The sequence below is a fragment of the Brevundimonas sp. NPDC055812 genome (genome assembly GCF_053616535.1).
Window position 1 is genome coordinate 273,623 of sequence record NZ_JBSHDX010000004.1, and the last position, 17,125, is coordinate 290,747.

Sequence of the window (17,125 nt, forward strand, 5' to 3'; positions counted from 1 at the left end):
GCGGCGATCATTAAGTCACATAAGGGCGGTTCCGGCGGGACCGCCCTTTGCTTTACCGAAGAATTCCAGCCCCGATCGGCGGCGCATTCACGCTACGCCTCGGGGAAACGAGATGACCATGCTTGAGAAGACGTTCGAACCCAAGGCCGCCGAGCCGCGCATTTACGCCCAGTGGGAGGACAGCGGCCTGTTCGCTCCGCGCGCGGCTAAGCCGACTGACGGCGCCGCAGACGCCTATTCGATCGTCATTCCGCCGCCGAACGTAACGGGCAGCCTGCACATCGGCCACGCCCTGAACAACACGCTTCAGGACATTCTGGCCCGCTATCACCGCATGAAGGGCAAGGCTGTCCTGTGGCTGCCCGGCACTGACCACGCGGGCATCGCCACCCAGATGGTGGTCGAGCGCAAGCTGGCCGCCGAGGGCAACATTGGTCGTCGCGACCTGGGCCGTGACGCCTTCATTGAGAAGGTGTGGGAGTGGAAAGCCGAATCCGGCGGGACCATCGTGCGCCAGCTGCGCCGTCTCGGCTCGTCCTGCGACTGGTCGCGCGAACGCTTCACCCTGGACGAGGGACTGAACGCCGCCGTCCGCAAGGTTTTCGTCCAGTTGCACAAGGACGGCCTGATCTATCGCGACAAGCGACTGGTGAACTGGGATCCGCACTTCCAGACCGCCATCTCGGACCTTGAGGTCGAGCAGAAAGAGGTCGACGGCGCTTATTGGCACTTCGCCTATCGCCTGTCGGACGGCGTGACCTATCAGCACCCGGTCGTCTTCGACGAAGACGGCAAGGCGACCGAGTTCGAGACGCGCGACTTCATCGTCGTGGCGACGACCCGGCCGGAGACCATGCTGGGCGACACCGGCGTGGCTGTTCACCCCGAGGACGAACGCTATCAAAGCCTCGTCGGCAAGTTCGTGACCCTGCCGATCACTGGCCGCCGCATTCCGATCGTCGCTGACGACTACGCCGACCCGACCAAGGGTTCGGGCGCGGTGAAGATTACGCCCGCCCATGATTTCAACGACTTTGGCGTCGGAAAGCGTGCGGGACTTGAAGCGCTGAACGTCATGGACGCCTTCGGCCGGATCACCGCAGCCGACACGCCCGACGTGCCTGCCGAATACGAAGGCATGGACCGCTTCGCCGCGCGCAAGGCCATCGTCGCCCGCGCCGAGGAAGAAGGCTGGCTGCGCGAGATCGAGAAGACCAGGCACATGGTCCCGCACGGCGACCGCTCGGGCGTCGTCATCGAGCCGTGGATGACGGACCAGTGGTACGTCGACGCCAAGGTCATGGCCCAGCCGGCCCTGAAGGCGGTCGAGGAGGGCGCGACCGTTTTCGAGCCGAAGTCCTACGAGAAGATCTACTTCGAATGGCTGCGCAACATCGAGCCGTGGTGCATCTCGCGCCAGCTGTGGTGGGGGCACCGCATCCCAGCCTGGTACGGGCCGAACGGCGAGATCTACGTCGCCGAGACGGAAGAGGACGCCCGCGAACAGGCATTGTCGGACTATGATTCCGAGGTCGTGCTGACCCAGGACGAGGACGTTCTGGACACCTGGTTCAGTTCCGCACTGTGGCCGTTCTCGACCATGGGCTGGCCGGAGAAGACCGAGGATCTGGAGCGCTTCTATCCGACCAGCGATCTGGTCACGGCGGCGGACATCATCTTCTTCTGGGTCGCCCGGATGATGATGATGGGCCTGCACTTCATGGACGGCGAAGTCCCGTTCAAGCGCGTCATCATCAATGGTCTGGTCCGCGACGAGAAGGGCCAGAAGATGTCGAAGTCCAAGGGCAACGTCATCGACCCGTTGAACATCATCGACGAGCTGGGCGCCGACCCCCTGCGCTTCACCATGGCGATCCTGTCGGGCTCGCGCGACATCAAACTTTCGAAGCAGCGCATTGAAGGTTATCGCAATTTCGGCACCAAACTGTGGAACGCCGCCCGCTTCAGCCAGATGAACGAAGCGCGCCGCGTCGAGGGCTTCGACCCCGCAGACGTGCAGCAGACGATCAACCGCTGGATCCGCGGCGAACTGACCAAGGCCGAGCGTCAGGTGTCGGACGCTATCGAAGGCGGCCGTTTCGACGATGCGGCGGGCGCGCTTTACCGCTTCATCTGGAACGTCTTCTGCGACTGGTATCTGGAACTGGCCAAGCCGGTGTTCAACGGTTCGGACGAAGCCGCCAAGGCCGAGACCCGCGCCATGACCGCCTGGACCATCGATCAGACGCTGAAGCTGTTGCACCCGGTCATGCCCTACATCACCGAGGAGCTGTGGGCCGAACTGGGCAGGGAAGGCCCGGCGCGCGACGGTCTGCTGATGGGCGAGACCTGGCCGGTGCTGCCGGACGCCTTCGTGGATAGGGACGCTGAGGCCGAGATCGGCTGGCTGGTCGATCTGATCGGCGAGATCCGCGCCCTGCGGGCCGAGATGAACGTGCCGCCCTCGGCCAAGCCGCCGCTGACCTTTGTCGCCCCGGACGCGGCCACGGCTGAACGCATCGCACGTCACCGCGACCTGATCCTGACCCTGGGCCGCGTGTCCGAGGTCGCCGTGGCCGAGGCCGCGCCCGCCGGGGCCGTGACCTTCGTCTCGGGCGGTGCGACGGTCGCCCTGTCGCTGGCCGGGATCATCGATCTGGACGCCGAACGCGCGCGCCTTGAGAAGGAGATCGCCGTCTTCGACGCTGACATCGGCCATGTGAACAAGAAGCTGGGCAACCCCAACTTCGTCGCCCGCGCCGCCGCCGAAGTGGTCGAGGAACAGCGCGCAAAACTGGCTGAAGCCGAAGAGGGCAAGGCCCGGCTGCAGGCCGCGCTGAAGCGGCTGGAAACTCTGTAAGGGCGTGAGGATCGACCAGCTTCTCGTCGCGCGCGGCGTCTTCGACAGTCGCGCCCGCGCCCGCGCCGCCATCGAGGCGGGGCGGGTGAGGGCGGACGGCCGCGTCGTCGCCAAGCCTTCCGAAAAGGTCGCGGAAGACACCGAGATCGAGGCCGAGGCCGCCCATCCCTGGGTCGGTCGCGGCGCCTTGAAGCTGGCGCACGCGCTGGAGCTGTGGCCGGTCGCGATTGAGGGGCGCGTGGTGCTGGATGTCGGCGCCTCGACCGGCGGCTTCACCGAAGTCTGTCTGGATCGCGGCGCGGCGCAGGTTTTCGCCGTGGATGTCGGCACAGGGCAGTTGCATCCCTCGGTCGCCGCCGATCCGCGTGTCGTGAATCTGGAGAAGACTGACGCCCGCCACCTGACCACGGCTCTGATCACCGATACGCCTTCGCTGATCGTCTGCGACGCCAGCTTCATCAGCCTGTCGAAGGTTCTGCCCGCTGCGCTGGCTCTGGCGGAGCCGGAGGCGGACCTGATCACACTGGTCAAGCCTCAGTTCGAGGCGGACGGTCCCAAGGCGGTTGGCAAGAAGGGCGTGGTAAAGGACCCGGAGGCGCACGCCGCCGCCGTGGCCGGGGTGCGCGACTGGCTGGAGGAGAATGGTTGGACCGTGCGCGAGGTCGCTGACAGCCCCATCACCGGCGGCGACGGCAATGTCGAGTTCCTGCTCTGGGCGCGCAAGGCCTGAGCCCAAACGATTTGAGGGCCGCCGGTGATCCGGCGGCCCTCTTCACATCGTCGATTGACAGGGGGGCTGAAACTTAATCGACGACGCGATAGCGGCCCGATTGGTCCATGCAGGTGCGCACGTAGCGCGTCTCCATGCGACCGTCGGGAAGACGGATGTTGCTCTCGGCCAGGCGGCACTGATCGGCGTCGCGGGGCGTGGAGGCGTAGGTATCGGGATAGTCCCGGTAATAGTCGTAAGCATCGCGACGGTCGTCGTAGCGACGATCGTAGTCATAGCCGCGATTGTCATAGCCTCGGTTGTCGTAACCATAGGCAGGCGGGACGTAGGTTCCCTGATAGCCATAGTTGGCGTCGCGGCGATAACGGCTGTCGCAGGCGGCCGAGCTGTTTCCCACGCCGGCGCCGATCGCGGCGCCCAGGACACCGCCCAGAGCGCTGCCTTCGGTGCGGCGGCCGCGGGCCGCCATCTGGGAGCCGGCGACGGCGCCGATGGCGGCGCCCAGCAGGCCGCCGGTCGTGGCGCGCTGGCGCTGATCACGCACACAGGGATCGTAATAGGTCCCCTGGCCGTAGCCGCTGTTTCCATAGCCGTAGGCGGGCGGATAGTCATAGCCGTAGCTCTGGGCCGAGGCGACGCCGGGCAGGGCGACGGCCGAGGCGCAGGCCAGGGCGGCGATGGCGGCGACCGAGGCTTTTTTCGAGATGAGAGCGATCATCGTTTCTGTTCCTTCGACGGACGTTCTCTGAACGGGTCAGGCCGCCGTCTGTTGCAGCCATTGATAGGGCCGCGAAGCTGAACGGCTTTTGATCGCGTCGTTCATCTTCGTTCATGTTTCGATTTTCGCGCGGAAACCGTTAGAAGCCGCCGCATGACGCAAACGCTGACCATCGCCCGCATGGGCCATCAGGGCGACGGGATCGCCGACACCGCCGACGGCCCGGTCTTCGTACCGGGCGCCTTGCCGGACGAGGTGATCGCGGCCGAGGTCAAGGGCGGGCGGGCCGAGCGATTCGAGTTGATCGAGGCCAGTCCCGACCGGCGTCCGATCCACTCGCAAACCTATGCCGAATGCGGCGTCGCGCCGTTGCAGCACTGGGCCGACGCGCCCTACCTGGCCTGGAAGCGCGAGGTGGTGCTCCAGACCCTGGCGCGCGAAGGGCTGGAGACCGAGGTGGAGGCGACGGTGGCCACGCCGCTGGCCAGTCGTCGGCGCCTGGCGTTGCACGCGCGCCAGGGGCCGGACGGGCGAGTCATCCTGGGTTTCAAGGCGCGCAAGTCGTGGCGGGTGGTGGAGCTTACGGATTGCCCGTTGTCGGACCCGCTCCTTACGGCGGCTCTGCCGGCGCTCGCCAAGGTCGCGGCGCCTTTCCTGGGCCATCCCAAGTCGGCGCCGACCCTGCACGTCACCCTGACCGACAGTGGTCTGGACGTCGATGTGACGGGGGTGGAGAAGCGTTCCGGCGGCCTGAACGGCGACCAACTGGCGCTCGCCATTGCGGCGGCGGCCGAAGCGGGTCTGGCGCGTCTCAGCCTGGACGGCGATACGCTGGTGATGGCGCGTCAGCCTCGCGTTCGGTTCGGACGGGCGTCCGTGCCCTTGCCGCCAGGCGCCTTCCTGCAAGCGTCGCCGGCCGCCGAGGCCGCCATGGTCGAACGCGCCGTCGAGGCGGTGAGGGGGGCCAGGAAGGTCGCCGACCTGTTCTGCGGCGCGGGAACCTTCACCTTTCCGCTGGCCGAGGTCGCCAGCGTCACGGCGGCCGATTCCGCCGCCGCCTCCATCGCCGCCCTCAAGGCGGGTGTGAGCACGGCGCAGGGGCTGAAAGGAATCGAGGCCCAGGCGCGCGATCTGTTCCGTCGTCCTCTATCGCCCTACGACCTGAAGGGGTGCGAGGCCATCGTCCTTGATCCGCCGCGCGCGGGCGCCCTGGAGCAGACGCAGCAACTTCCGGGGACCAAGGCCTCGGTCATCGTCGGCGTATCCTGCAACCCCCAGACCTTCGCTCGCGACGCGCGCGTTCTGGTCGATGCCGGTTTCCGGCTCGAGAAGGTCACGCCGATCGACCAGTTCATCTGGTCGACGCATATCGAACTGGTCGGCGTCTTCCGGCGCTGATCAGGACGCCAGGTCGAACAGGTCCAGTTGGGGACGGGCGTCGGCGGGAATGCGAAACTGGGTCACGTCCAGCGTATGACGAGGGCCGTCCAGACCGTAGCGTTTGACCGCCGCCTTGAAGCGCGCGGCGATCAGTTCGGCGACGGGACCCGTTCCCTTCATTCGCTGCGACCAGTCCGGGTCGTAGTCCTTGCCGCCTCGCGTCTGGCGGATCAGCGACATGACGCGCGCCGCGCGGTCGGGGCGGGCGTCGGCCAGCCATTCGCGGAACAGGTCCTTGATTTCGAGCGGCAGGCGCAGGGTCACGTACATGGCTGAGGTCGCCCCGGCCTTCTGCGCCGCCTCCAGCACCGCTTCGAGTTCATGATCGTTCAGGCCGGGGATGACCGGGGCGAAACCGACGCCGACCGGGCATCCAGCTTCGGCCAGACGGCTGATCGCCTCCAGTCGTTTGGCGGGCGTGGAGGCGCGCGGCTCCATCGCCCGCGCCAGCTTGCGGTCCAGGGTGGTGATGGAGACGAAGGCCGAGGCCAGGCCTTGTCTTCCCATGTCGCCCAGAATGTCTGCGTCACGCGCGATCAACACCGACTTGGTGATGATGCTGAACGGCTGTTTGAACCGTTGCATGACCTCCAGGATCGAACGGGTCGATTTCGTCTCGCGCTCAACCGGCTGATAGGGGTCCGTATTGCCGCCTATTTGGATGCGCCGGCAGACGTATCGGGGCTTTGAGAGTTCCTGTTCCAGCAGATGCGCGGCGTGCGGCTTGAAGAAGATCCGGCTCTCGAAATCCAGGCCCGGGGATAGGCCCATCCAGGCATGGGACGGACGGGCGTAGCAGTAGATGCAGCCATGTTCGCAGCCCTTGTAGGGGTTGATGGATCGATCGAAGCCGACGTCGGGACTCGTATTACGGGCGATGATGGTCCGGGCGTGTTCCGGGGACAGGGTGGTGCGGAGCGGCGGGCCCGCTTCGTCCTGATCCGTCCAGCCGTCGTTCCAGGCCTCGCGTCGGTCGGCTTCATACCGACCCGAGGCGTTGGAACGTGCGCCGCGTCCATTGATCGCCTTGTTCATGGCCGCATGATGCGGAACGGTGTGGAACAAATCAAGAACAAATTGGTCGAAGAACAACCCGGAGGTCAGGCCGGGTTGTCTATTCTAGCGTCGCGCGGAGGCGTTGGGGCGGCGATCTCGACGATCGCCGCCGGGACGAGGGCCTTCGCGCCGCCACCGGACGGATAGGGAGGTGTCGCCTTCGCCGCCGAACTTCGAGGTGATGGCGAGGTTGCGCCGGACCTGCCACTCGACGCTGACTGCGGCTCCGCGTTCGGCGCCGCCGATCACTTCGAGGTAGACGTCGTCCGTGATGTAGCGGCCGCCAGCCACGGTCAGGCTGGACGCTTCGCCGCTGAAGGAGAGGCGATCCAGACCGGCCAGTTCTCTCAGATTGCCGATCACGTCGAACCCGCCGCCTCCCGCCAGGGAGGCCACGGCCGAGGCCAGTTGGGCCGCCTCGAACGGCGACAACTGCGCCGCTGATCGGCCGAACAGCACCTGCGACAGGATTTCGTCCTGGGGCAGGGCGGGCGTGGAGGTCAGCTCGATCTTGGGTTCGGCGGCGCTGCCGGTGACTTTGATCACGGCGGTCAGGGCCGGGTCTTCGCGCACGGCCTGAAGATTCAGCCGGATGCGCGCTGGATCGGTAGACAGGATGACCGAGCCGCGATCATCGAAGACGAAACGCTTGCCTGCGAACTCATAGTCGCCGCGCACCACATTGGCCGTGCCGGTCAACTGAGGCTGGGCGATGGTGCCGCGCACCCTGGCGTTGGCGGCTAATTCGACGTTCAGTCCGCGGCCGCGAAGATGAATTTCGCGCCCCGTCAGGGTCAGATCCAGGCCGATCTGAGGGCCGCCAGCCGTCTTCTTCTCGGTTTCGACCGGATCGCCGCCGGGGCGATTGATCTCGACCACGTCCATCTTGACGATGCCGTTGGAGCCAGGCAGCTCCGGCGAGATTTCGGCCTCGTCGATATTCACGGCGCCTGTCAGGCGGATGTTGCCGTCGGCGCCGCGCACTGCAGTCAGGCGGCCGTTTGCGCGGGCCTGGGCGATATCGTTGTCGATGACGCGGAAGCGCGTCAGCTCGAGCTGCAGGGTCGAGGGCGATCCCTGGCGCAGGCCCAGATCGCCGCTGCCTGACACCTCGCCCTTCAGTCCGTCAGTGGCCTGGAAGCGTTCGATCACGGCCTGACTGTCGTTGAAGCGGCTGGCCAGGGTCACGCTTTCGAGGCGAAGCCCCGTGGCGCTGTCGCGGAATGCGCCCTGTTCAAGATCCAGGCGACCGTTCAGGCGCGGGGCGTTCAGCGTGCCGGCCAGGGTCGCCTGACCGTTCACCTGGCCGGACAGCGACTGGGCGCCGCCGAGGAACAGGTCCCAGATCGGCTGTATCTGACCACGAATGGCGACCTGACCCGACATGTCGCGGGTGCGGGCGATGGCGAGGCGCAGAGGCGCGGCGGAAGCCTCGACCGGCAGGCTGACGTCAGCGGTCGCCTGAACGGCCGTGCCGTCGTTGGCCTGGGCGCGCAGCCTAAGAATGTTGTCGCTGAGGTCGGCGTTCAACGTGCCGTCGACGGCCAGTCCTCGAGGGGCGTCCACGCTGCGAAGCTGTTTCAGGTCGATGTTGGCGGAACCGCGCAGCGTGTCGCCCTGGCCTTGCATCGAGACGCGGCCCGTCACCTGCCCGCGCAGGTCGGGCGCGAGAGAGCCCATTTCGACATTGGTCATGTCGGCCTGGATGACGCTGCCCTGGCTATCCTGCTTCAGTTCGCCGGTCAGGACGCCGCCGCCGACGCCCAGGTCCAGGCGTGCGACGCGGCCGTCGCCGTTGATGGCGAAGACGGCGGGCGCACGGGTGGTGAAGGCGATCTCGCGCACGCGGCCGCCGCCGCGCAGGGTCAGGCTCTGGGCTGCGTCCTGGCGGGAATACTCGCCCGAACCATTGAACTGCACGGGATTGGCGCCGCCCACATCGGCCGCCAGGATGAAGGGCAGGCGGTCCAGCGTGCCCTGACCCTTCAGCGACAGGTTGCGCAAGGTCCAGTCCTGGCCGGTCAGGCGCACGTTGCGGCCCGTGACGTCCAGCACGGCGGTCTGGTCGCCGGCGCCTTCGGTCAGACGCACGCGGCCGTTGGCCTCGCCCGAAGCCAGGAAGGCGCCTTGACGCGCGGTGAAGGTCAGATCGGCGCTGGAGGGGAAGTTGTTCGACAGGGCGACGTCGCCCTGGGCCGCCACGCCGCCTGCATTCACATCGACGTCCGACAGCCGAAGGCGCGGTCCGCCCAGGTAGAAGTTGCCCGAGGCGTGGGCCGGTCCGTAGTTGGAGCCGGAGTTCAGGACGACACGCCCGTCCGAGGCGTCGGCGCCCTTGCGGAAGCTGAGCACCAGATCGGCGTTGGTCAGGGTCAGTCCGCCCGCCGCCACCTTGTCGAAGGCGGCGCGCAGGTCGGCGCGCGGCTGGGCCAGGGTGCCGGTCAGGGCGCCGTCGCCCGACATGGCGCCGTCGATGGCGACCGGGCCGACGCCGAACGGGCCCTGGGCGTTCCAGTCCAGCGCCAGCCGCAGCTTGGCCCCCTCGATCAGGCCCTTGGCCCCCGCGCGCCCGGCGGCGCCGGTCAGTTCGCCGCGATCGATGGAGATGACGCCGCCGTTCATCGAACCGGCCAGTTGCAGGCGCGGCGTCGCGCCCAGCAGGCGGTCCAGTTCTTCCATGCCGACGGCCATGCGCGAACCGCGCCCGTCGAAGCTGAGGGTCCAGGGCGCGCCGGCCTTGGCTGAGGCGGCGCGGATCGGGCCGCCGAACGCGCCGCGCGCGCCGGGCTGGATGCGCGACAGGTCGGTCAGATCCGCCCGGCCGGTGAAGTTCAGGCCGCCGTTCAGGCCGCGCCCGCCCGAGCCGGTCAGGGTCAGCCCCTGGCCGCGCGCGTCGATCTTCTTCAGCAGCATGGCGCCGTCGGCCATGCGCGCGCCTTCCATCTGGATGCGCGGCGAAGAGCCCAACAGTCCGCCGATGATGCCCGCCGCAGAGCCGCCGACGGCGCGCACGTCGGTCGTCACGTCGATACGGCCCTTGTTGGCGGCGATGTTGACGGGGCCGGAGATGCGCGTGGCGCGATAGGAGGCGATGTCGGCGTTCAGCAGGCTGGCCGAGCCTTGCAGGGTCCAGACCTGGGCGTCGCCCTTGAACACGCCCGTATAGGCCGCCGGACCGGCGACGGGGCTGCCCACCAGGCGGCTGAGCGAGGAGGTGTTCAGCTCCAGGCTGATGCCGTCGGGCGAGGTGTTGTCCGTGGTGCGGATCAGGCCTCGCGCGCTGGATTCGATGTTGTCGGCGTACAGGCGCCAGGCCACGCCCTGATAGCCGTCGCGCTTGGCGTCCGGCGTCATGGCGAAGCCGAAGCGGGCGGTGCGGCCGATACGCTCGACGAAGGGCTCCAACAGGTCCGAGCCGGAGAAGTCGGCGTAGCCCGACACCTTGGCGCCGTTGTCGCCATAGGTTCCCTTGACCAACAGGGGACGGAACTGGCCGGTCTGGACGGCGACGTCGACGACCTCGCCGTTGACCACGGCGACGGCCGAGAACGGCTGATCCGGCGAATAGCCCAGCGATCCGGCGATAGGGCCGCCCTGGGCTTCATTGGCGCGCAGGTTGACGCGCAGGTCTTCGGGCTTGTCGCCGAAGGCGGCGGCCAGACGGAGATAGTCGCCCTTGCGGTTTAGGCTGTAGGCGTTGACGTTGGCGCTCTTGACGCCGTTGCGCGGAATGGCGGCGTCGCCGCTGAGGGTCCAGCGGCCGTATTCCTTGGAGAAGCCTTCCAGCAGCTCGACATTGGCGCTGAAGCGGTCGATGTCGATGGACAGAGCCTGCGGCCCGCCTGGTTCGCTCGGCGGCTCCAACTCGGGGCGGCGCAACAGACGAATCTGGCCCGCGCTGATTTCGGTCGCATGAAAGCGGCGAGCCAGCAGAGGCCAGTAGGACCAGTCGACACGGACATCAGTCGCTTCCAGCCAGACGCCCTTCTCGTCGGTCACGGTGACGCGCTTCAGGCGGAAGTCGTTGAACAGGTCGCCCTGCAACCCTTCGACGTTGATCCGGCCATAGCGGCTGATCTTCTTGCCCGCGACGAAACTGGTGATCAGTTCGCGCCCCGCGTCGGACACGAGGTACATCCGTCCTCCCACCAGGGCGACCACGATCAAGGCCAGAAGAGCGGCGAAGGTCGCGCCCGCGATGAAGGCCGCCAGTTGCAGGCGCGTACGCTTGCGCTTGGCCTTCTTGGCCGGCGTGTCGGCGACGTCTGCGCCCGTTTCGTGAGGCGGAGGAGTGTCGGTCAAAACGCCTGGCCGATGCTGAGATAGAGCTGGAACCCGGAGTCGCCCTCGCGCTTGTTCAGCGGGAAGGCGATGTCGGCGCGGACGGGGCCGAAAGGCAGCTTGTAGCGGACGCCGACGCCGGCGCCGTATCGCATGTTGCTGAGGTTGGGCGTTTCCTGGAAGCCGACGGCGCCGCCGTCGACGAAGGCCACGGCCTGCAACTTCTCGCCAATATCGCGGCGCACCTCGACGGAGGTTTCGAACAGCGACAGGCCGCCGCGCGGTCGGTTGTTGGGCAGGCGCGGGTTGATGCTCTGATAGGAATAGCCGCGCACCGAGCCGCCGCCGCCTGAATAGAACAGACGATCCGACGGCACGGTCAGTTCCTCGCCGCCTATGATGGAGCCGATGCGCGCCCGCCCGGCCAGCACGGTCTTGGCCCCGTCCTGAAGCGGCAGATAGGCGGTCGCCTGGCCCTCGGTGCGCAGGAACAGCACCGTATCCTCTCCCGCCACCGCGGTCGGTTGCGACGACAGCGACAGGCGATAGCCCGACGTCGGGTTCAGAGGATCGTTCGAGCGATCCATGAAGGCGCTGCCGCGCAGGGTGACGATGGCGAGATCGCGGTCGAAGGTGATCGGCTCCTGCGTCACCGGGTCGAAGCGGTATTCGGTGTAACGGCCTGCGTCGACACCCAGGCCGTAGCTGAACCAGGACGTCTTGCCGAGTCGTTGTGACAGGTCGGCGGCCGCAGTGATGGCGCTGCGGTCGTAGGCGTCGGTCTGTTCGTTGACGATGAAGGACGACAGCTTCAGCGTCCGTCCGGCCCTGCGCCAGTGCGGCTGGGACCATTCACCGCCGATGCGGCTGTCGATGCTGGCGATGCGCGCGCCGTAGCGCAGGGTGTCAGCCCGACCGAAGCGGTTGTATCGGGTGCGGAAGATGTCGACGCCGACGCCTTCATAGGTCGAATAGCTGGCGCCGGCCTCCAGCAGGCTGACCGGGCGATCCGCCAATGTGACCACGACGGGGCGAAGGCCGTCCGGGCGGACATCGTCCAGGGGGGACAGGGCCACGCCCACACCGTCATAGACTCCGGTGTCCAGCAGTCGGCGCTCCAGTTCGGCGACGTCTTCCGGATCGTAGCGGTCGCCCTCGGACCACGGGATGAGACTGTTGAGCCAACTCTCCTTGGTCGGCCCTCGGGTCCGAAGCTGGACGCCGTCCAGGCGCACCAATTCACCGGATTTGATGTTGAAGCCCGGCTGGACCAGGAAGGTGGCGTGATCCACCACCACGCGACGGGGCAGGGCGGTGGCGTCCGCATATCCTCGGCGGGTCAGGTCGGCGACCACGCGGCCCTCCGCCTCCAGAATATCAGCCGCCCGGCCGGGTGCGCCGGGTTTCAGTCGAATGTCTTCAATGACGGCCGCGCTGGTTTCCGCATCGGGCTCGGGCGCCGTCCAATTGACCGAAGCCTCGCCCAGGACGAAGCGGCGACCCGGAACGACCTGCACTATGGCGACCGGATTTTCCTCGCCCTCCACCTGATCTTCCACGGTGGCTTGATAATAGCCTTCTGACCGGAGCAGGGCCTGGGCCGAGGTCAGGGCCGCGCGAGCGCGACGACGCGCCTCGAAGCGATTGGAAGGCGCTCCGTCGACCTGCCCGATAGCGCGTTCGAGCTGGCTCTTGAGGTCGCCGTCGATCTCACCGCGAATCTGAGCCCGGGGTTCGGCGGCGGCCTGGCTTGCAAGGGCGCATAAGGCGGCGCCAGCAAGAAGGAGGGGGAGCCTCGACGTCAAATCCGAACCCTGGTTGCGAGACGATCAGGGGCGCTTAGCCCTGTTCGTCAGGAGAATCAGTAAAACAGCGTATCGCTCTCGGGTTGGACTGTCTCTTCTGAGGACCGTTGGTCCGGCGGCAGAGCCTCGACCGGCGCAGCCGTTTCGGCGGGCGCGGGAGCTTCGGCGACAGTCGGCGCGGCGGCGTCTTCGGCGGCGGGCGCTTCGACCGGAGCGGGCGCTTCGACGGGCGTCGGTTCGCTGTAGGGTTGTTCACAGGCGGCAAGGAAGCCGGAGGCGGCCAGCGCCGCCCCGATCAACAGGCGATTCAACATGGATCGATTCATCGTGGGTCCCCCTTCTAGGGTTGAAAACGTGGAGAAGCGAAGCCGGTTCCTTCGCCGGATCGTCTCCGCGCCTTAGCGAGTTCACGTGAACCTGCAATGAATCGACGCTGGCGGCGGTCGTTTTCAGGGGATCTGGGCTTCATCAGCGCCTTGTTTGCGCGTGGGAAAATTACCTGAAATTTCCACTTGCCCGTCCCGAAGCTCATCCGTATGTTCCGCGCCTCTTCGCAGACGCGATGTGCGCCCCTAGCTCAGTTGGTTAGAGCATCTGACTTTTAATCAGAGGGTCCTCGGTTCGAGCCCGAGGGGGCGTACCACTCGCTTTTCAAAGGGTTAGCGGGTGGTCCCGCTGAAACAGGCGAAGTCATATACAGTCCATATACAGCGCCATATACACTTCGCGTTCACCCCGCGTTCTTGGCCTTGCCGCGCTTCTGGATCTCGATGACGTTGTCGATCTTGTCCTGGGCGGCGTCGGCCAGCTTCCGGCGGTTGGCCTGGCGGCGGTAGATCTTCGCGGCGGCTTCTGAGGTTTGCTCCAGCTGAGACATGATCTCGCTGTCCGAGGCGCCCGCCAGGGCGAGCTCCACGCCGCGCGCGTGGCGTAGGCCGTGGATGGTGAGCGGGCAGTAGACTTTGCCGTCGTCATCCGTCGCGGCGCGGACTTTCCCGGCGCGAGCGAGACGGTCCATGAGGCGCTCGACGGCCTGGTTCAGTTGCCGCTCTTTCCACTTCATCCCCCTGGCGTTGTAGGCCACCGTGAAGGCGCGGTTGGGGGTGCGGGCGATCACGTCCATCAGGCGAGCGTCTTCCCGCTTATCGGCCAGTACGATCCGTTTCTCGGTCAGCCAATAGAGGCGACGCTCGAGGTCGCCATGTTTGTCATAACCTTTCGTGCGGGCGTGAAGCGGTAGGTTGCAGATGGTGCCGCGCCGGAAGCCGCCGTAACGGCCGAGGGCGATCGCGCGGGCCAGGCCGGGCGTGTCCCGCGCGATCGCGTCCTCGATAGCCGCCGTGACTTCGTAATCGTGCCACGCGGGGTTCGCCTCGCCCGCTGCATGCGGTCGCTTGACCTTGGCCACCTTGTGAAAGGGGTCGCCTTCGATGCGGGTGTCTTTTTCGTCCAGGATGGCGGGCGCCAGCGCGTTCTTCAGCACCTGCATGCGTTTGTTCGCGGCGTTGTGGCCGCGCAGCGCCCAGGCGTCGCGCAGGCCGATGATCCAGGAGCGGGTGACTTCGCCCAGGAGGACGTCGCCAATGTCCGCGATCTGCTCCTCGATGTAGTCGTCGTACCCCGATCGGGTGATCTGGGCGAGGGTGATGAAGTCGCTGGATTTCCTGTAAGCCTTCAGCATACCGCCGACCGTGCCGGGCCGGGGTGTCGAGTTGGCCAGCTCGATCTTCGCGATCCGGTCCAGGATCAGCTGCACCTCGTCCTTGAGATCCTGCGTGCCGAGCGCCGCCTTCAGCGGTCCCTCACGGTAGCCGCCCTTGCGGAAATACAGCAGGTCGCTTCCGTCCGCGGCCTTCTGGCGCTGGACGTATTTGACCTTGATCAGTCCGTCGTCCGACAACGGCGGCTCCCTTTGGCGCGCGCCCTGATGCGCTCCAAAGCGCGGGCTGCATGATCACCGGCTCCGATCGGTTCCTCGGGCGCGGCCTTCTCGATCTTCGTCTCGACCGGCGTTTTGCGCAATCCGCCAGGACGAGGCTGAAGGCCAGCGACCCAGCGGTCGACCTGGTCGCGGGGGTAGCGAAGCAGGTTGGCTCCCAACTCGACCGGCGCGACGGGGCAGACCTTCGACAAGGTCTCGTCGCTCATGCCGCCGACATAGGCGCGCAGCTGGTCGCGGCTGAGCAGCGCGGGCCAAGCTTCAGGGATATGGCGGGGGTGGCCGGGCGGGAACAGGGCGGCGGTCACAGCACTGGCTCCTTAAGGGCTTTGCGGATTTGGATGCGGCCGAGAGGCGTCAGGCGATAGCCGTCCGTGTCGGTCAGGATGGCGTCAGGTCCGACCCGGTCGCGGATCTGGTCGACCAGTGGCCCGATCGCCTGGATGTTTCGCAAGATCGCCAGCTTCGACTTAGGCAGGCGGCGACGGATGGCGACGCGGCTGAGGCCGGTCGGCTCCTCTTCCAACCGCGTCACGATCCACGCCGCGCCGGCCGACAAGCCGAAGGCCTGGCCAATGGCAAGGGCGCGCGGGTCGGCGAGGGCGGCGCAAGCGCGGTTCACGATGGCCGTGCGCAGGTCGATGATCACGACGACGACTCCTGGAACAGATCCGGATGGGCTGGCCCGGCCGCGCCGTAGACCGTGCGGAGCTCCTGCTCGCACCAGGTCTGATGACCGGTCCGGTCGTGGTGCTGAGCGGCCATGGCCAGGGCGTTCCGGCCGAGCCAGTGCGGCTGGTCGCGGTGGCAGGCTCGACAACCGGCACGCACCTTGTGGGAGGTTTCCGAGATCCGCTTCATGGGCGAACTCGAGTGCGGATCAGAAAGATCGCGCAGGCTAGAGCGATCAGAAAAGCCGTCACGGCTCCAGCCCCGCCTCGATCAGGAGTCCCAGCTCGACATTGAACAGCGCGGCGATCTTGCGAGCAGGATAGCCAGCGTCGCGGAACCAGGTCGCCCACACGATCAGGCGTTCGTGATGGCCGGGGGTGGGGTTCAGGCCGGTCATGCGGCGGCGAGCTCGACGGCTGCAGGTGTGGCGGCGAGCGGCGGGGCGGCTTTGGCCTCGGCCTTGCGCTGTTCCTCCAGGAGCTGGTCCTTCAAGCGCTCGAGCAGGGCCTCGGCGATGCGCCAGGTCTGAGCTGCGAAGGCGTCATCGCCCTTGGAGACTTCAGGCCGGATATCGACCAGGTCCTGCAGGACCTGGAACAGTTCGGGAGCGGCGCGGGTCAGGACACTGTCGATCGGCGGCTCGCATTCAAAGGCGGCGCGCCACAGATCATCCTTCGTCTCGAAATTGGCGAAGACGGCGCCGGTCGACATCTTGATATGGGCGGCGATCTCGCGAATCCCACCGCCGCCTTTTTCCTTGTAGGAGCCGGGTTCGGCCCAAAGCGCCTTGGCACCGTCGATCACCTTCTGGCGGGTGGCGGCCTTGGCGTGCTTGCGCTTGTTGAGGGGCTTGGTCATGGGGAAACCTTCAGGCTGTGGCGCGAGCGGCCGTGGGCACGGCGCTGGCGGCGAGGATGGCTTTGGCGATGGTGAGGAAGGATCGGCGCTGGGGGCCGCTCATGCGGGCGTAGCAGTCCGCCAGCTCGTAGCCGCCGATCGAAGACCCGAGGGCCGCGAACGGGTCGGGCGCAGGTCCGCGATCAGACATGAGGCGCGGCAGGATTTCGGCGGGGTCGGTCTGCAGCTCGGCGCAGGCGCGGACGAAGGCGCCGATGGTGATGCGGACGTCGCCGTCCTCATACTTCTGATAAGCCTGGTGGCTGACGTCCAAGGCGGCCGCCACTTCGGCCTGGGTCTTACCGGCCTTCAGGCGCGCAGCGCGGAGGCGCTGGCCAATGGCCTGTTCGATGGTGCGGGCGGGATTCACGGCAGTCCCCTGACGATCAGGTAGGTGAGGGCGTAGGCGACGAGGGCCAGCAGAAGCGCGCGGGCCAGGACGGGTCGGCTGGGCCTCATCCGCGCAACCAGGCGACGACAAAGGCGAGGACGACGATCGACACGCAGATCGGCTGCTTCAGGGCGGCGTCGATCAGGCCGATGACGACGCCGGCGATCGGGGCGGCGACATAGAGGGCAAGCGGCGAGAAGCGTCGCGGGCGGCGCGGCAGTTCGCGGACCAGGACGACGGGGCGGGTAGAGAATGCTTCGCTTCGGGCGATGTTGTGATGGGTCACAAGACGCGCTCCATGTGAGGGTGGCGTGGCTTCGGCAGGGACGGGGGCGA

At 67.0% G+C, this 17,125-nt stretch carries 16 protein-coding genes and 1 tRNA gene; 4 read left to right on the plus strand and 13 right to left on the minus strand.

Going from position 1 to position 17,125, the window contains the following annotated elements:
- The first annotated feature begins 118 nt into the window (after positions 1-118).
- Positions 119-2,860, plus strand: coding sequence for a valine--tRNA ligase (locus ACWGL1_RS09075; protein WP_452111798.1), 2,742 nt, complete (start codon positions 119-121; stop codon positions 2,858-2,860).
- Positions 2,861-2,864: 4 nt separating this feature from the next.
- Positions 2,865-3,590: a TlyA family RNA methyltransferase gene (locus tag ACWGL1_RS09080; protein WP_452111799.1), complete on the plus strand. Its 726-nt coding sequence runs from the start codon at positions 2,865-2,867 to the stop codon at positions 3,588-3,590.
- Between the two features lie 73 nt (positions 3,591-3,663).
- On the opposite strand, the gene ACWGL1_RS09085 is transcribed toward ACWGL1_RS09080, so the two are convergent.
- Positions 3,664-4,308, minus strand: a complete 645-nt coding sequence (locus tag ACWGL1_RS09085) for a glycine zipper 2TM domain-containing protein (protein WP_291774857.1) — start codon at positions 4,306-4,308, stop codon at positions 3,664-3,666.
- 153 nt (positions 4,309-4,461) lie between these two features.
- Here ACWGL1_RS09085 and ACWGL1_RS09090 point away from each other — a divergent pair, with 153 nt between their 5' ends.
- Complete coding sequence (locus ACWGL1_RS09090; RefSeq protein ID WP_452111800.1) at positions 4,462-5,706, plus strand: class I SAM-dependent RNA methyltransferase; 1,245 nt, start codon at positions 4,462-4,464, stop codon at positions 5,704-5,706.
- On the opposite strand, the gene ACWGL1_RS09095 is transcribed toward ACWGL1_RS09090, so the two are convergent.
- From ACWGL1_RS09095 to ACWGL1_RS09110, 4 genes are all read right to left on the minus strand, one after another.
- Complete coding sequence (locus ACWGL1_RS09095; protein ID WP_452111801.1) at positions 5,707-6,783, minus strand: PA0069 family radical SAM protein; 1,077 nt, start codon at positions 6,781-6,783, stop codon at positions 5,707-5,709.
- A gap of 84 nt (positions 6,784-6,867) precedes the next feature.
- A complete protein-coding gene (locus tag ACWGL1_RS09100; RefSeq protein ID WP_452111802.1) occupies positions 6,868-11,106 on the minus strand; it encodes a translocation/assembly module TamB domain-containing protein in 4,239 nt (1,412 codons plus the stop codon).
- Complete coding sequence (locus ACWGL1_RS09105) at positions 11,103-12,890, minus strand: autotransporter assembly complex protein TamA (RefSeq protein WP_291774871.1); 1,788 nt, start codon at positions 12,888-12,890, stop codon at positions 11,103-11,105. Before ACWGL1_RS09105 ends, ACWGL1_RS09100 begins: the two co-directional genes overlap by 4 nt.
- A gap of 56 nt (positions 12,891-12,946) precedes the next feature.
- Positions 12,947-13,204, minus strand: coding sequence for a hypothetical protein (locus tag ACWGL1_RS09110; RefSeq protein ID WP_452111803.1), 258 nt, complete (start codon positions 13,202-13,204; stop codon positions 12,947-12,949).
- A gap of 252 nt (positions 13,205-13,456) precedes the next feature.
- On the opposite strand from ACWGL1_RS09110, the gene ACWGL1_RS09115 reads away from it, so the two are divergent.
- Positions 13,457-13,533: transfer RNA gene (locus ACWGL1_RS09115), tRNA-Lys, on the plus strand.
- An 87-nt stretch (positions 13,534-13,620) separates the two neighbouring features.
- Here the strand turns inward: ACWGL1_RS09115 and ACWGL1_RS09120 are convergent.
- The 8 genes from ACWGL1_RS09120 to ACWGL1_RS09155 all read right to left on the minus strand — a co-directional run bounded on the left by ACWGL1_RS09120 (position 13,621) and on the right by ACWGL1_RS09155 (position 17,075).
- Positions 13,621-14,790 (minus strand): site-specific integrase, encoded by a 1,170-nt coding sequence (locus tag ACWGL1_RS09120; protein WP_452111804.1) that lies wholly within the window; start codon positions 14,788-14,790, stop codon positions 13,621-13,623.
- Positions 14,772-15,137, minus strand: coding sequence for a hypothetical protein (locus ACWGL1_RS09125; protein WP_452111805.1), 366 nt, complete (start codon positions 15,135-15,137; stop codon positions 14,772-14,774). Before ACWGL1_RS09125 ends, ACWGL1_RS09120 begins: the two co-directional genes overlap by 19 nt.
- Positions 15,134-15,478, minus strand: a complete 345-nt coding sequence (locus ACWGL1_RS09130; RefSeq protein WP_452111806.1) for a hypothetical protein — start codon at positions 15,476-15,478, stop codon at positions 15,134-15,136. Before ACWGL1_RS09130 ends, ACWGL1_RS09125 begins: the two co-directional genes overlap by 4 nt.
- Entirely contained in the window at positions 15,475-15,690 is a 216-nt protein-coding gene (locus tag ACWGL1_RS09135) for a hypothetical protein (protein WP_452111807.1), read from the minus strand. Before ACWGL1_RS09135 ends, ACWGL1_RS09130 begins: the two co-directional genes overlap by 4 nt.
- 58 nt (positions 15,691-15,748) lie before the next feature.
- Positions 15,749-15,898 (minus strand): hypothetical protein, encoded by a 150-nt coding sequence (locus ACWGL1_RS09140; protein ID WP_286950535.1) that lies wholly within the window; start codon positions 15,896-15,898, stop codon positions 15,749-15,751.
- Positions 15,895-16,359 carry a TetR/AcrR family transcriptional regulator gene (locus ACWGL1_RS09145; RefSeq protein ID WP_452111808.1) on the minus strand — a complete coding sequence of 155 codons (465 nt, stop codon included), beginning with the start codon at positions 16,357-16,359 and terminating at the stop codon, positions 15,895-15,897. The genes ACWGL1_RS09140 and ACWGL1_RS09145 overlap by 4 nt, the downstream gene beginning before the upstream one ends.
- Before the next feature lie 10 nt (positions 16,360-16,369).
- Positions 16,370-16,768, minus strand: a complete 399-nt coding sequence (locus ACWGL1_RS09150) for a helix-turn-helix domain-containing protein (protein ID WP_286950539.1) — start codon at positions 16,766-16,768, stop codon at positions 16,370-16,372.
- An 85-nt stretch (positions 16,769-16,853) separates the two neighbouring features.
- Positions 16,854-17,075 (minus strand): hypothetical protein, encoded by a 222-nt coding sequence (locus tag ACWGL1_RS09155; protein ID WP_003165099.1) that lies wholly within the window; start codon positions 17,073-17,075, stop codon positions 16,854-16,856.
- Positions 17,076-17,125 lie beyond the last annotated feature (50 nt).

Coding starts and splice junctions, on each gene's coding strand:
- ACWGL1_RS09110 (WP_452111803.1), bottom strand. CDS start 13,204: ATGTTGAATCGCCTGTTGATCGGGGCGGCGCTGGCCGCCTCCGGCTTC.
- ACWGL1_RS09085 (WP_291774857.1), bottom strand. CDS start 4,308: ATGATCGCTCTCATCTCGAAAAAAGCCTCGGTCGCCGCCATCGCCGCC.
- ACWGL1_RS09095 (WP_452111801.1), bottom strand. CDS start 6,783: ATGAACAAGGCGATCAATGGACGCGGCGCACGTTCCAACGCCTCGGGT.
- ACWGL1_RS09145 (WP_452111808.1), bottom strand. CDS start 16,359: ATGACCAAGCCCCTCAACAAGCGCAAGCACGCCAAGGCCGCCACCCGC.
- ACWGL1_RS09090 (WP_452111800.1), top strand. CDS start 4,462: ATGACGCAAACGCTGACCATCGCCCGCATGGGCCATCAGGGCGACGGG.
- ACWGL1_RS09075 (WP_452111798.1), top strand. CDS start 119: ATGCTTGAGAAGACGTTCGAACCCAAGGCCGCCGAGCCGCGCATTTAC.
- ACWGL1_RS09135 (WP_452111807.1), bottom strand. CDS start 15,690: ATGAAGCGGATCTCGGAAACCTCCCACAAGGTGCGTGCCGGTTGTCGA.
- ACWGL1_RS09140 (WP_286950535.1), bottom strand. CDS start 15,898: ATGACCGGCCTGAACCCCACCCCCGGCCATCACGAACGCCTGATCGTG.